Annotated in this window: 11 protein-coding genes; 8 read left to right on the top strand and 3 right to left on the bottom strand. The window is 72.1% G+C overall.

Going from position 1 to position 13,275, the window contains the following annotated elements; translation table 11 throughout:
- Window positions 1-59 precede the first annotated feature (59 nt).
- The 6 genes from B5557_RS15660 (at window position 60) to B5557_RS15630 (ending at window position 7,142) form a co-directional block, all read left to right on the top strand.
- Window positions 60-1,409 carry a DUF4190 domain-containing protein gene (locus B5557_RS15660; protein WP_079659938.1) on the top strand — a complete coding sequence of 450 codons (1,350 nt, stop codon included), beginning with the start codon at window positions 60-62 and terminating at the stop codon, window positions 1,407-1,409.
- A 217-nt stretch (window positions 1,410-1,626) separates the two neighbouring features.
- A complete protein-coding gene (locus B5557_RS15655; RefSeq protein ID WP_079659937.1) occupies window positions 1,627-2,379 on the top strand; it encodes a GntR family transcriptional regulator in 753 nt (250 codons plus the stop codon).
- Between the two features lie 591 nt (window positions 2,380-2,970).
- Window positions 2,971-3,198 (top strand): hypothetical protein, encoded by a 228-nt coding sequence (locus B5557_RS15645; protein WP_079659935.1) that lies wholly within the window; start codon window positions 2,971-2,973, stop codon window positions 3,196-3,198.
- Window positions 3,199-3,228: 30 nt separating this feature from the next.
- Window positions 3,229-3,639, top strand: coding sequence for a (deoxy)nucleoside triphosphate pyrophosphohydrolase (locus B5557_RS15640; RefSeq protein ID WP_079659933.1), 411 nt, complete (start codon window positions 3,229-3,231; stop codon window positions 3,637-3,639).
- Between the two features lie 155 nt (window positions 3,640-3,794).
- Window positions 3,795-4,223 carry an ATP-binding protein gene (locus B5557_RS15635; RefSeq protein WP_079659932.1) on the top strand — a complete coding sequence of 143 codons (429 nt, stop codon included), beginning with the start codon at window positions 3,795-3,797 and terminating at the stop codon, window positions 4,221-4,223.
- A 270-nt stretch (window positions 4,224-4,493) separates the two neighbouring features.
- Window positions 4,494-7,142, top strand: coding sequence for a SpoIIE family protein phosphatase (locus B5557_RS15630; RefSeq protein WP_079659930.1), 2,649 nt, complete (start codon window positions 4,494-4,496; stop codon window positions 7,140-7,142).
- 95 nt (window positions 7,143-7,237) lie between these two features.
- Here B5557_RS15630 and B5557_RS15625 read toward each other — a convergent pair whose 3' ends face one another.
- A complete protein-coding gene (locus tag B5557_RS15625) occupies window positions 7,238-8,746 on the bottom strand; it encodes a hypothetical protein (RefSeq protein WP_173877688.1) in 1,509 nt (502 codons plus the stop codon).
- A 214-nt stretch (window positions 8,747-8,960) separates the two neighbouring features.
- On the opposite strand from B5557_RS15625, the gene B5557_RS15620 reads away from it, so the two are divergent.
- Window positions 8,961-10,151 (top strand): glycoside hydrolase family 18 protein, encoded by a 1,191-nt coding sequence (locus B5557_RS15620; RefSeq protein ID WP_079659927.1) that lies wholly within the window; start codon window positions 8,961-8,963, stop codon window positions 10,149-10,151.
- Between the two features lie 108 nt (window positions 10,152-10,259).
- Window positions 10,260-10,589, top strand: coding sequence for a hypothetical protein (locus tag B5557_RS15615; RefSeq protein ID WP_079659925.1), 330 nt, complete (start codon window positions 10,260-10,262; stop codon window positions 10,587-10,589).
- On the opposite strand, the gene B5557_RS15610 is transcribed toward B5557_RS15615, so the two are convergent.
- Both B5557_RS15610 and B5557_RS15605 read right to left on the bottom strand, forming a co-directional pair.
- Window positions 10,570-11,340 carry a succinate dehydrogenase/fumarate reductase iron-sulfur subunit gene (locus tag B5557_RS15610; protein ID WP_079659923.1) on the bottom strand — a complete coding sequence of 257 codons (771 nt, stop codon included), beginning with the start codon at window positions 11,338-11,340 and terminating at the stop codon, window positions 10,570-10,572. The two genes, B5557_RS15615 and B5557_RS15610, sit on opposite strands and share 20 nt — an antisense overlap.
- Window positions 11,337-13,274, bottom strand: a complete 1,938-nt coding sequence (locus tag B5557_RS15605; protein ID WP_079659922.1) for a fumarate reductase/succinate dehydrogenase flavoprotein subunit — start codon at window positions 13,272-13,274, stop codon at window positions 11,337-11,339. The genes B5557_RS15610 and B5557_RS15605 overlap by 4 nt, the downstream gene beginning before the upstream one ends.
- Window position 13,275 lies beyond the last annotated feature (1 nt).

Below are 13,275 nucleotides of genomic sequence, written 5' to 3'. Positions count from 1 at the left end.
CGCCCAGTCGTTCTGCTTCGACAACCGCCTGACCGTCCGAAACCAGGAGCACGGTACTCGTGTCCATACCTCCGCCTCCCGGGCCCCACCAGCCCCAGGACCCGTACCAGTCTCCGCAGCCGCAGAGTCCGTACCCGCAGGACCCCTTCGCCCCGCCCCAGCAGGGCCCGCACCCCCAAGGGCCGTACGGTCCTCAGGATCCTCAGGGTAAGCAGGGCCCGCCCGGGTATCCCGGGCCGGGACCGTATCCGCAGGCCCCCTACGGGGCGGCGCCCTACCCGGTGTGGGGGCAGGGGTACACCCCCTTCGGGCGGCCTTCGCCGATCAACGGGGTGGCCATCGCCGCCCTGGTCCTCGGCATCCTCTGTTTCGTGCCGGCCGTGGGTCTGGTGCTCGGGATCATCGCGCTGGTGCAGATCAAGAAGCGGGGGGAGCGCGGCAAGGGGATGGCGGTCGCGGGCGCGATCCTGTCCTCCGTGGGGCTCGCGCTGTGGGTCCTGGCGCTGGCCACGGGCGGCGCCTCCGAGTTCTGGGACGGGTTCGAGGAGGGCGCGAGCCCCAACTCCAGTTTCGCGCTGGCCAAGGGCGACTGCTTCGACGTGCCGGGCAAGACCTTCGACGAGGACGTCTACGACGTCGACGAGGTGGCTTGCGCCGGTGAGCACGACGCCGAGGTGTTCGCCACGGTCCCGCTGTCCGGCAGCGACTTCCCGGGCGACGACCGGGTCACCGACGTGGCCGAGGACAAGTGCTACGACCTGGAGAACGCCTATGCGATGGACACCTGGGCGGTGACCGACGAGGTCGACGTCTACTACCTCACGCCCACTTCCGAGAGCTGGGAGTGGGGCGACCGCGAGATCACCTGCGTGTTCGCCAACACGGACGAGAAGGGCACCCTGACGGGCTCGCTGCGCACCGACGAGACGACCCTCGACGCCGACCAGCTGGCCTTCCTGAAGGCGATGACCGCCGTCGACCAGGTCCTCTTCGAGGAGCCGGAGGCATACGCCGAGGAGGACCTGGCGAGCAACCGGACCTGGGCCGGGGACATCGGCGACGCGACCGACGAGCAGGCGGCCGCGCTCGGCGCGCACACCTGGTCCACGAAGGCCCGCGCCCCCCTCGCGGCCCTGGTGAAGGACATGCGGGCCGCGGGCAAGGAGTGGGCGGCGGCGGAGAAGGCCACGACGGTGGACGGCTTCTACACGCACTACGACACCGCCTACAAGTACGTCGACGGCAGCTCCACGGTCACCGCCCGCAAGGCCCTGGGCCTGGCCACGACCCCGCCCACGTACGACGAGGACGGCAGCGGGAACGGCGGCGGGAACGGCGGCGGGAACGGCGGCGGGAACGGCGGCGGCGGCGCGGGTCGGGGCGACAGCGACAGCGGTCTGGATGTGTGATCACCTGCATGACGACCTGTATGACCATCTGTATGACCACGCGTGCCCATGCGTGTGTTCACGCGTGTGATTACGTCCATAGCGGGGAGAAAGTGCCTGGGTAAAGCGTTTCCCGGGCAGATGTCATCACATCGAGTGATTCTCTGGCCTTTGCTTGCATGGCACAACCCACGGTTGCCAGGCTGTAGCTGTCTGTACAACCTGATGGGAGTGGCCAGTGACATTCGGTGAGCAGCCGGCGTATCTGCGTGTCGCGGGTGATCTTCGCAAGAAGATCACCGACGGGTCGCTGCCACCCCACACCCGTCTCCCGTCCCAGGCGAGAATCCGCGAGGAGTACGGCGTCTCCGACACGGTCGCGCTCGAGGCGCGCAAGGTGCTGATGGCCGAGGGCCTCGTCGAGGGCCGCTCCGGGTCGGGCACGTACGTGCGTGAGCGACCCGTGCCGCGCCGGATCGCCCGCTCCGGCTACCGCCCCGTCAGCGGCGCCACGCCGTTCCGTCAGGAGCAGGCCGAGGGCCACCACCGCGGGACCTGGGAGTCCAGCAGCGAGCAGGTCGAGGCGTGCGTCGACGTCGCGGAGCGGCTGGGTATCCAGGCCGGCGACCGCGTGATGCGCACCAAGTACGTCTTCCGGGAGGCCGGCGAGGCGATGATGCTGTCCACCTCCTGGGAGCCCCTCGCCGTCACCGGCCGCACGCCCGTCATGCTGCCCGAGGAGGGTCCGCTCGGCGGCATGGGTGTCGTCGAGCGGATGCGCGCCATCGACGTCATCGTCGACAACGTCACGGAGGAGGTCGGCGCCCGGCCCGGTCTCGCCGAGGAACTCCTCACGCTCGGTGGCGTCCCGGGACACGTCGTCCTGGTCGTCCACCGCACGTACTACGCCTCCGGCCGCCCGGTCGAGACGGCCGACGTGGTGATCCCGGCCGACCGCTACCAGGTCGCCTACCACCTACCGGTGAAGTAGGGCAGGCAGGGCAGGCAGGGCAGGCAGGGCAGGCAGGGCAGGCAGGGCAGGCAGGGCAGGCAGGGCAGGCAGGGCAGGCAGGGCAGGCAGGGCAGGCAGGGCAGGCAGGGCCGGCAGAGCCGGCAGAGCCGGTAAGGCCAGTAAGGCCGGTCTGGTCGCCGCGGCGCGTGGCGGGTCGCCCGCCGGTGGCGGAAGCGAAGGGGTGGAGGCGGGAGCGCGGCCCGGGACGGTAGCGCATTCGCCCGGGAGGCGCACACCCTTCCGGCAGTTGCCCCCGGTATCGGCGCCTCGCGGGGCTGCCCGACCGCCGTCGGAATCCGGTCGTTTCCCGCCGTTCCCGCAGGTCGTCCGGTAGGCGCCCGGATCCCCGCCAACCGGACGCATCGCCGCGCGCGCACGGCGCGCTCGGTCCCGTGCGCCCCCTGCGTCTTGGCTGGTTGCGTACCTCTTTGTGCAAAGCCGTGTTCGGTGCGTAAAGGTAAGGCGTACGCTCGGGCATATGCGGATTGCGGTTTCCTTGGCAGGCGGGGCGCACGGCGTGCCGCGTACGGGATCCGGAAGGGCCGGGGCGAGAAGGGGGAGTGGAGGGCGATGAACGACAGCACCATCTCTCTGCCCTGGCTGGTGATACGGCAGGACGACAACGGCAATCGCTACAGCGTGGGCAGATATGCCACCCGGGCCGAGGCCCAGGGGATCGCGGACACCCTCGACAGCCGCGGCCACAAACAGCTGTACTGGGTCGAACGCATAGGGCAGGGCCAGGGCGAAACCCAGGCACAGGCCCAGGCGCAGCACGGAGACGGCACCCGGAACTGACGTACCCCATGGTCCCGTAGGCTCCGCCGCATGACGGAACGGATCGTGGTGGTGGGAGCCGCCCTGCTCGACGGCGGCCGCCTGCTCGCCGCGCGCCGCAGCGCGCCCGAGGAGCTCGCCGGGCGCTGGGAGCTGCCCGGCGGCAAGGTCGAGGAGGGCGAGGTGCCCGAAGCGGCCCTGGTGCGCGAACTGCGCGAGGAACTCGGCGTCGACGCCGAGACCGTCGAGCGTGTCCCGGGGGAGTGGCCCCTGAGACCCCCCTATGTCCTCCAGGTGTGGACGGCCTGCCTGCGCCCCGGCTCCGCGGCCCCCCGTCCCCTCCAGGACCACGACGCCCTGCGCTGGCTCACCCTGGACGAGATCTGGCACGTCGACTGGCTCGACCAGGACGTACCCGCAGTACGCGAAACCCTCGCCAGACTCAACACCCGAGCCCGCTGATCCGAGGCTGCTCCGCCTCTTTGGAAGGCGCGGGGGCGCGTTGATCGTGGAGCGGGGTGGCTCGTACGCCGTTTGTGCCACAGTGCGCCCTGGTGTGCGGTACTGCCTCGCAGATATCGGGTATGTGCCCATTAACCCCACTAAACCGGACATGGGTGTACTCGCTGGCCTGGGAAGTGATCGGCGTGATCGACACCGAAGGCGACCGCGCCGAATGGACGTTCCCCGCGGACCCCGGTGCGGTGCGCACCGCCCGCGGCGCCGTCCGGAGCCAGTTGCACGGCTGGGACCTCGACAGCCTGGGCGACCTCGCGGCCCTGCTGGTCAGCGAGCTGGTCACCAACGCCCTGCGGCATGCCACCGGGCCCATCGGCCTCCGCCTGGTGCGCCCCGGGGGCCTGGAGGGCGTGCTGCTGGTCGAGGTCTCCGACCCGCTGCCGGACCCGCCCCGCGAGCGCGTCGCCCGGCCCGACGACGAGAGCGGGCGCGGACTGCAACTCGTCGCCTCCTCCTCGCGCCGGTGGGGCACCCGTCCCGGGGACACCGGGAAAACCGTGTGGTTCGAGCTCGCGGTACCGGGTTGACGCGCCGTCTCGCGGGGATGAGCCGGTGTACAGCCGGGGTGGCCGTGTCCTCCCGTCCGGCTCCGGTCGCGACCGGTCCCGGAAGGTGTGGTTCGACGGCGTGCCCGCTGGTTAGAAGACTGGAAGTGTTGACGCGGCACGGTCCGAAAAAAGCCTGGACCGTGCTGTGATCGTGAACACCGTGTCGTGCGGACCCGTAGTGCTGGATACTGCGGGCAGCCGCTGCCGGTGACCGGTGCCGGACGCGGTGAGCTGGAGGGGACGGTTCGCGTGAGCGAGATACCAGCGAAGGCCACGGAGTCCGAGGACCCGTCGGGCGGCGCGAGGGTGAGGGCCGCGAGTGCGCTCGCCGCCGACGCCGCGTGCGACTTCGCCGACGGGTCGGGCGAGGCGGCGACGCCGGGTGACGCCATGTGGCAGAGCAGTCCGCCCGGCTCGATCTACGACTACATCAAGGTCGCCTCGTTCTCCATCGGCCCCGACGGACTCGTCGACCAGTGGAGTCTGCGCGCCGAGCAGATCTTCGGCATCCCCGCCGACAGAGCCGTCGGCATGGACCCCATCGAGGCGTTCGTCGACCCGGACCTGCGCGAGCGCGGCCAGCGCAAGATGGCCGAGATCCTCGACGGACGCGAGTGGACCGGCGTGGTCCCCTTCCGGATGCCCGACCCGGTGCCCGGCGGCGGGCGCGGCGAGCAGGGCCTCGCCGAGGTGTACGTCATGCCGACGCGCAGCCTGGACGGCGAGAGGGCCGCCGTGTGCATCGTCGTCGACGTCCGCACGCTCCGCAGCATCGAGACCGACCTCGCCGCCTCGCAGTCGATTTTCGGCCAATCCCCGTTCGGTTTCCTGCTGATCGACACCGAGCTGCGGGTCCGCCGCGCCAACGAGCGGTTCGCCTCCATCTTCGGCGGCAACCCCGACGACCATCGCGGCAAGGGCGTGCACGACTATCTGCCCCGGCCCGAGGCCGACCGGGTCAGCGCCACCCTGCGCCGGGTCCTGGAGACCGGCGACTCCATCACGGACATGCACATCACCGGCTTCGTGCCGGGCTCCGACGAGCGCCGGCACTGGTCGATCAACCTCTACCGCGTGCACAGTGGTTCCGGCCGCCCCATCGGCATCGCCTGGCTCGGCACCGACAACACCGCCCGCCGCGCCGCCGCCCGCGAGGCCGCCGCCGCACGGCGCAATCTCGCCCTTCTGAACGAGGCGGGCGCCCGCATAGGGAACTCCCTCGACCTGGAGACGACCGCGCGCGAGCTCCTCGACGTCGTCGTGCCCGGCTTCTGCGACCTCGCCACCGTCGACCTCTACCAGGGTCTCCTGGCCGGCGACGAGACCCCGCCCGGCCTCGCCGACGGCAGCGCCGAACTGCGCAGGGTCGCCTTCTCCTCCGCCGTCTCCGACGCCCCCTTCGCCGGCGCCGGCGCGCCCGTCGCCGTCGGCGCCGTCCACCACTTCCCGTTCAACTCGCCCTGCGCGGACGCCCTGCGCACCGCCCGCCCGCAGGCCATCCCCGGCGAGGAGGGCGGCCTCGTGCAGTCCACCCTCGCCGTGCCGATGGTCGCCCACGACACCGTCGTCGGCCTGGCGCAGTTCTCACGGACCAAGGGCAGCGAGCCGTTCGGGGATCGCGACCGGGATCTCGCCGTGGAACTGGCGGCGCGGGCCGCGGTCTGCATCGACAACGCGCGGCTCTACCGGCGCGAGCACGAGCGGGCGTTGATACTGCAGCGGTCGCTGCTGCCGCCCGGCGACCCGGTCGCCTCGGGCCTCGACATCGCCTGTCGCTACCTCCCCGGCAACGCCTCCACCGGCCGACCCAGCGAGGTCGGCGGCGACTGGTTCGACGTCATCGAACTGCCCGGACACCGCACCGCGTTGGTGGTCGGCGACGTCATGGGGCGCGGGCTGCGCGCCGCCGTCGCCATGGGCGAACTCCGTACGGCCGTGCGCACCTTGGCCCTGCTCGACCTCGAACCGGCCGAAGTCCTCTCCGCGCTGGACGAGATCGCGCGCGGCCTCGGCACACCGGGCGGCGTCCAGCAGGCCACCCGGGCCGCCCGCCGCCCCCGCGAGGCCGACCTGTCCGAGGTGTACCTCGCGACATGCGTGTACGCGGTCTACGACTCCGTGACCCGCCGCTGCACCTTCGCCAACGCGGGTCATCTGCCCCCGGTCCTGGTCGAACCCGGCGAGCCGGCGCTGATGCTGGACGTGCCGCCGGGCATGCCGCTCGGCGTCGGGGGCGAGCCCTTCGAGGAGGTGGAGGTCGAACTCCCCGAAGGCGCGCTGCTGGCGCTCTACACGGATGGACTCGTCGAATCGCGCGACCATCCGCTGGACGAGGGCCTCAACGCGTTCGTCGGGGCGCTGACGGACCCGGTCAGTCCGCTGGAGGACGTCTGCGACCACGTCCTCAACACCCTCGACTCGCACCACGGCGAGGACGACATCGCACTGCTCATGGCACGGGTCCAGGGCCTGCCCGTCGACTCGGTCGGCGACTGGACGCTGCCGCGTGAGCCGCGCAGCGTGGGCCGGGCTCGCGAGTACGCGCGCGGCCAGCTGCTCTCCTGGGACCTCGAACCCCTCGTCGACACGACGGAACTGCTGGTCAGCGAGCTGGTCACGAACGCGCTGCGGTACGGCGAGGGCGAGATCAGGCTCCGGCTGCTGCTGGACCGTACCCTGGTCTGCGAGGTCTGGGACTCGGGCCTCGTCCAGCCGCGCCGCCGCCGCGCCCGGGACACCGACGAGGGCGGCCGGGGCCTCCAGCTCGTGGGCCTCCTCTCGGCGGCCTGGGGCTCGCGCCGCACCCCACGCGGCAAGACGGTGTGGTTCGAACTCCCCCTACCCGACGGCGAATCAGGCCTGACGGACCCGGCAGAGGCCCTACTGAGCCTGTTCTGACCCACGACCACGCCCGGGCTACGACCGACGACGACCACGCGCGGGCTGCAACCGACGAACCCGGCCGGCCTGTGTGCGGCTGTGCCGGCGGGGGCCTATCCGGGGGTGGGGGCGGTTGGGGTGGTGAAGCCTGTGGGGGTGCCGGTCTCGGGGTTGTCGGGTGGGACTATGCCGCCGAGGACGGCGCCGCCGGTGCCCGCCGTCGCGGACGGGTAGGGGGTGCCGTGCGTTCTCACGTCGAGTTCGGCCAGTTCGCGGGCCGTCAGGGCGAGGACGTCGGCGGGTGGGCGGTCCGCGGGGTCCCCTGTCGCGAGGAGGCGTTGCGCCTCGGCGAGGCGGGTGCGGGCGGTCGCGCCGACCGCGCCTCGGTGCGTCGCCACGAAGTCGGCCGCGGCGGCGGTGGCGGTGCGGGCGGTGATCAGGGCGGCGGCCGGCAGCACCCCGGCCCGCCCGGAGGCCACCGGCGAGGTCGCAGCCACGATCCGGCGCAGCACGCCGAGCGGATCGTAGGGCTGCCCTCCCGTCACCTCCTGCCGTACGGAGTCCAGCACGGCGTCGGCATGCACCAGCCGGGCGTGCAGCTCGCCCGGCGGTGTGCCGGCGGGGCCGTGGGCGGTTTCCCCGGCCCGAACCCAGGACAGTTCGGCCTCCGCGCCCGTGAGGGCGGCCGGGATCGTCTGCTCGGCCGACCGTAGTTCCGTCGCCAGCCGGTCGACGCCCTCGACGAAGACGGCCGCCTGGTCGACGGCGCCCTCGGCGGCACGCAGCTGCCGTGCCGCCCGCTCCCGCCGTCCCGAATCGGCCGCCTGGCGGGCCTGGTTGAGCCGGACGGTGGCGAACACCAGCCGGTCCTTGGCCTGTTCGACGTTTCCGGTGACGGAGGCGGTCGCGGTCGGCGCGTACCGGGCCCGTAGCCCGGCGAGGACGGCTTCGGCGACCCCCGCACGCCCCGTCAGCTCCCGGAACCTGCCCTCGGCGACCCCCAACGCCCCCAACACCCCTGACGCGCCCGCCGCCTCCGATGCCCCCGGCGTCCCCAGCGCCCCCTCCGTCCCTCGTTCCAGCCCCCGCAGCTCACTGAACGCGTCGGCCACGGCGTCCAGCCGCCGTCCGGCCTCCTCGCATCGCCCGATGATCCCGGCGAGCGCGTGCCCCCGGGCCGCCTCCTCCGCCGGCACCCCCTCGTCGTACCGCTGCCGCATCCGGAACGCGGCGGCGAGTTCGGACTCCGCCTCGCCGACGGCCCGGCGGAAGCCCGCGACGGCCTCCGCCCCGAACAGCGTCTCGGCGAAGCCGAGTTCGCAGCGCCCCGCGCGGAGCCGGTTGTCGGCCTCGACCAGCGCCGCGCAGGACTGCTCGTCGCGGGCGGTGAGCGGCGGCGGCGCCTTCGGCGGCGGGCCGGCGGCCCCGCCGGGCGTGGTCCGCTCCCGGGCGCGACGGACCCGGCGCACGTACCCGTACCCGGCGACCGCGCCCGCCGCGCCGACCGCGACGAGCGGGAGCACCAGATCGGCGGTGGACGTCTCGTCCTCGTCGGCCGCGACGGCGGTCGCGGCGGGCGTCGGCTCCTTGATCGCAACCGGAACGTCGTCACGCGACGTCATCCCCGGCAACACCAGCCACACGAGCCCAAGCGCGCCACCCAGCACGGCATGAGCGACCCGCACGGATATGTGCGACCCGGCGGGCCGCGTTCGGCCTCGATGCGAGGAGGAAGAGGTCACATTTGGGAGCGTATGGCCGCGAATACGGCCACGCGACCGGTATGCACCCGAGGCGGGGGCCGTGGGGCAGAACGACACGGGAGGGGGAGCGGCGATGAAACGATCACCGGGGCGGGCGGGGTCGGACGGGAACACGGAGACGGGTGAGGAACCCGCGGCGGAGGCGCCGGCGGGGACCGACGTGGCGGGGGCGACGGAGGAGCAGCAGGCAACCGTCCCCGCCGAGGGCGCGGGCGGCTCGGCGGGGACGCCCGGTGACGGCGAAGCCGAGGCAGGAGGTCGGCGCGGGCGGCGGCTGCGCCGCGTCGCGCTCGTCGTCGCTCTGGTCCTGCTCGGCCCGGTTCTCGTCGCCGAGGCGGCTCTCCGGGTGAACTACATGGGCGACCCGGCCGACGGCACCCGCACCCGCGGCAAGGACGCCATCTGGCTGGGGCACGCCTGGGTCGACGGGCGGAAGACCGATGCCGACGTCACGGCGCTGGCCGGCCGGCTGCGGGACACCGGGATGCGCGACCTGTACGTCCACGCCGGCCCCCTGGAGCACAACGGCACGCTCCCCGCGTCCGCGTACGCCAACGCGCGGTGGTTCATAGCCGCCGTGCACCGGGAGGCGCCGGGGCTCCGCGTGCAGGCCTGGCTCGGGGACGTGCTCGCCAGTGAGAGCCCGGACGGCATGCGGCTGGAGCGGGCCGAGACCCGCGCCGCCGTCGTCCGGTCGACCCGCGAGATCCTCGCCGCCGGCTTCCAGGGCGCCCACTTCGATCTCGAACCCCTGCACTCCGACGACGCCGACTACCTCACCCTCCTCGACTCCCTGCGCGCCGTGACCCGGGCCGCGAACGCCCAACTCTCCGTGGCCGCCCACCAGATCGACCCGGTTCCCGGGTTCCACTCCTTCTGGGGCGCGACCACCGGCCACCCCAAGTGGTGGTCGCAGCAGTTCTTCGGCCAGGTCGCCCGCCGCGTCGACCAGATCGCCGTGATGTCGTACGACACCATGCAGCCGCTGCAGAGCACCTACGGCGGCTACGTCGCCCAGCAGACCTCCCTCGCCCTGGAGGTCACCCCGGACTCCACCGATCTCCTGATGGGCCTGCCCTTCTACCGGGAGAACCGTTTCGGCCACTGGGCGCACGCGGAGACCGTCGCCGCCGCCGTCCGGGGCGTCCGCCTCGGTCTGTCCCGTACCGACGCCGACCGCGAGAACTTCGGCGTGGCGGCGTACGTGGACTTCACGGCGACGGAGACCGACTGGACGTCGTACAAGAAGGGGTGGGTCCGGTAAGCGTCTCCCGGACACCCTGATCCACGGCGAACTCGGGCCCGACCGCGTCTTCCTGATGCGGGTCATCGCCGAGTCAAATCTCTTGCGGGTGCCGGAGATCCTGGGAGTATGAGCGGCATGAACTGGATAGCGGTGAGTATCGCCCTGGCCGTCATTACGGCCGTGGCGGCGGCGGGCGCCCTGGCCGTCACGACGGGCTGGTTGCTGCCCTTCCGGCGCGACCGGATCCTGCGGCCGAAGCTGTGGGGCGCGAGCCTGTTGCTGATCGCCTTCGGTATGGCCTTCTTCCTGTTCCTCGGCCCGCTGAGCGGCACGCCGTCAAAGCATCCCTACCTGCCGTTCCTCGGCCTGGGCGTGAACTTCGCGGGGCTCGCCCTCCAGCTGCTCGCCCAGCGCCCCGGCCGCGCGCCCCTGCCGCCTACGACGACCGCCTCCTGATCTTCGACCCCAGCCACACCAGCGGGTCGTACTTACGGTCGACAGCGCGTTCCTTCAGGGGGATCAGCGCGTTGTCCGTGATCTTGATGCCTTCGGGGCAGACCTCCGTGCAGCACTTGGTGATGTTGCAGTAGCCGAGGCCGTGTTCGTCCTGGGCCGTGCGCTTGCGGTCGACGCCGGACTCCTCGGCCGCGTCCAGCGGGTGCATGTCCAGCTCGGCGACCCGCATGAGGAAGCGGGGACCCGCGAACGCCGTCTTGTTCTCCTCGTGGTCGCGGACCACATGGCAGGTGTCCTGGCACAGGAAGCACTCGATGCACTTGCGGAACTCCTGCGGACGGTCCACGTCCTCCTGGAACATCCGGTACTCGCCGGGCCCGACCCCCTCGGGCGGCACGAACGCCGGCACCTCCCGAGCCTTCTGGTAGTTGAACCCGACGTCCGTGACGAGGTCGCGGATCACCGGGAAGGCGCGCAGCGGGGTGACGGTGATGGTCTCCGCGCGGTCGAAGACCGACATACGGGTCATGCACATCAGCCGGGGCCGACCGTTGATCTCCGCCGAGCACGATCCGCACTTGCCCGCCTTGCAGTTCCAGCGGACGGCGAGATCGGGCGCCTGGGTGGCCTGGAGACGGTGGATGATGTCCAGGACCACCTCCCCGTCGTTCACCTCGACCTTGAAGTCGTCCAGGCCGCCGCCCCGCACATCACCCCGCCACACCTTGAAGTGGGCGTCGTAGCCGCTCATTCGTACAGCTCCTCTTCGGTGAGGTACTTGACCAGCTCCTCCTTCTCGAAGAGGGCGAGCAGGTCGGGGCGGATGGGCTCGGTGGTCTCGCGGGTGAGAGTGATCCGGCCCTGGACGGGGTCCGTCGACTCCGGGTCCCCGAAGAGGTCCGCCGGTGCGCACAGCAGGTTGACGTTGCGCCACCTGCGGTCCATCGTCGGGTGGTCCTCGCGGGTGTGGCCGCCGCGCGACTCCGTGCGCTCCAGGGCCGCCCGGGCCACGCACTCGCTGACCAGCAGCATGTTGCGCAGGTCCAGCGCCAGGTGCCAGCCCGGGTTGAACTGCCGGTGCCCCTCGACGCCGGCCCGCCGCGCCCGTACGCGCAACTCGGCCAGCTTCTCCAGGGCCTGCTCCATCTCGCCCTCGCGGCGGATGATGCCGACCAGGTCGTTCATGGTCTGCTGGAGCTCCTGGTGGAGGGTGTACGGGTTCTCCGGCGGGCCGCCGTCAGGGGCGGCGGGGCCCTCCGCGGAGAACGGCCGCAGCGCCTCCGCCGCGGCCGCGTCGACCTGCGCGTCGGCCACCGCCGGGCGTCCCCCGCCGAGGGCCGCCGTGTACTGCGCGGCGTGCAGGCCCGCCCGGCGACCGAACACCAGCAGGTCGGAGAGCGAGTTGCCGCCGAGCCGGTTGGAGCCGTGCATGCCGCCGGCCACCTCACCGGCCGCGAACAGGCCCGGCACGCCGCGTGCGGCGGCCGTCTCGGAGTCGACCGCGATGCCGCCCATCACGTAGTGACAGGTCGGCCCGACCTCCATGGCCTCCGCGGTGATGTCGACGTCCGCCAGCTCCTTGAACTGGTGGTACATGGACGGGAGCCGACGGCGGATGACCTCGGCCGGCATGCGCGTGGACACGTCGAGGAAGACTCCGCCGTGCGGGGAGCCGCGGCCCGCCTTCACCTCCGAGTTGATCGCGCGGGCCACCTCGTCACGCGGCAGGAGCTCCGGCGGTCGCCGGTTGTGGTCCGGGTCCTCGTACCAGCGGTCGCCCTCCTCCTCCGACTCCGCATACTTCTCCTTGAAGACGTCGGGGACGTAGTCGAACATGAACCGCTTGCCCTCGGAGTTGCGCAGCACCCCGCCGTCCCCGCGGACGGACTCCGTGACGAGGATGCCCTTCACCGACGGCGGCCAGACCATGCCCGTCGGGTGGAACTGCACGAACTCCATGTTGAGCAGCGGGGCGCCGGCGAGCAGGGCCAGCGCGTGGCCGTCGCCGGTGTACTCCCACGAGTTCGACGTCACCTTGAAGGACTTGCCGATGCCGCCGGTCGCGATCACCACGGAGGGCGCCTGCAGGACGAAGAAACGGCCGCTCTCGCGCTCGTAGGCGAAGACGCCGCTGACCCTCGATCCGTCTTTCAGGACCCGGGTGACCGTGCACTCCTGGAACACCTTCAGCCGGGACTCGTAGTCGCCGGTCTCCTTGAAGTCCTCCTGCTGGAGGGAGACGATCTTCTGCTGGAGGGTTCGGATCAGCTCCAGGCCCGTACGGTCGCCGACGTGCGCGAGGCGCGGGTACTCGTGGCCGCCGAAGTTGCGCTGCGAGATCCGGCCGTCCTTGGTGCGGTCGAAGAGGGCGCCCCAGGTCTCCAGCTCCCACACCCGGTCCGGGGCCTCCTGGGCGTGCAGCTCGGCCATCCGCCACTGGTTGAGGAACTTCCCGCCGCGCAGGGTGTCGCGGAAGTGGACCTGCCAGTTGTCGTGCTCGTTGGCGTTGGCCATCGCCGCCGCGATGCCGCCCTCGGCCATCACCGTGTGCGCCTTGCCGAACAGCGACTTGCAGATGACGGCGGTGCGGGCGCCGCGCTCGCGGGCCTCGATGGCGGCACGCAGCCCGGCGCCTCCCGCCCCGACCACGACGACGTCCCACTCCTGGCGGTCGACCACGGACATC

The sequence above is a fragment of the Streptomyces sp. 3214.6 genome, assembly GCF_900129855.1.
GTDB classification, from domain to species: Bacteria; Actinomycetota; Actinomycetes; order Streptomycetales; family Streptomycetaceae; genus Streptomyces; species Streptomyces soliscabiei.
The sequence above is the reverse complement of the archived record's forward strand: the minus strand, read 5'-3'. Positions and strand labels throughout refer to the sequence as shown.

Bases quoted from the DNA above. Each gene is read 5' to 3' on its own strand.
- B5557_RS15645 (WP_079659935.1), top strand. From the start codon at position 2,971: ATGAACGACAGCACCATCTCTCTGCCCTGGCTGGTGATACGGCAGGAC.
- B5557_RS15640 (WP_079659933.1), top strand. From the start codon at position 3,229: ATGACGGAACGGATCGTGGTGGTGGGAGCCGCCCTGCTCGACGGCGGC.
- B5557_RS15625 (WP_173877688.1), bottom strand. From the start codon at position 8,746: ATGACGTCGCGTGACGACGTTCCGGTTGCGATCAAGGAGCCGACGCCC.
- B5557_RS15620 (WP_079659927.1), top strand. From the start codon at position 8,961: ATGAAACGATCACCGGGGCGGGCGGGGTCGGACGGGAACACGGAGACG.
- B5557_RS15615 (WP_079659925.1), top strand. From the start codon at position 10,260: ATGAGCGGCATGAACTGGATAGCGGTGAGTATCGCCCTGGCCGTCATT.
- B5557_RS15610 (WP_079659923.1), bottom strand. From the start codon at position 11,340: ATGAGCGGCTACGACGCCCACTTCAAGGTGTGGCGGGGTGATGTGCGG.
- B5557_RS15605 (WP_079659922.1), bottom strand. From the start codon at position 13,274: ATGTCCGTGGTCGACCGCCAGGAGTGGGACGTCGTCGTGGTCGGGGCG.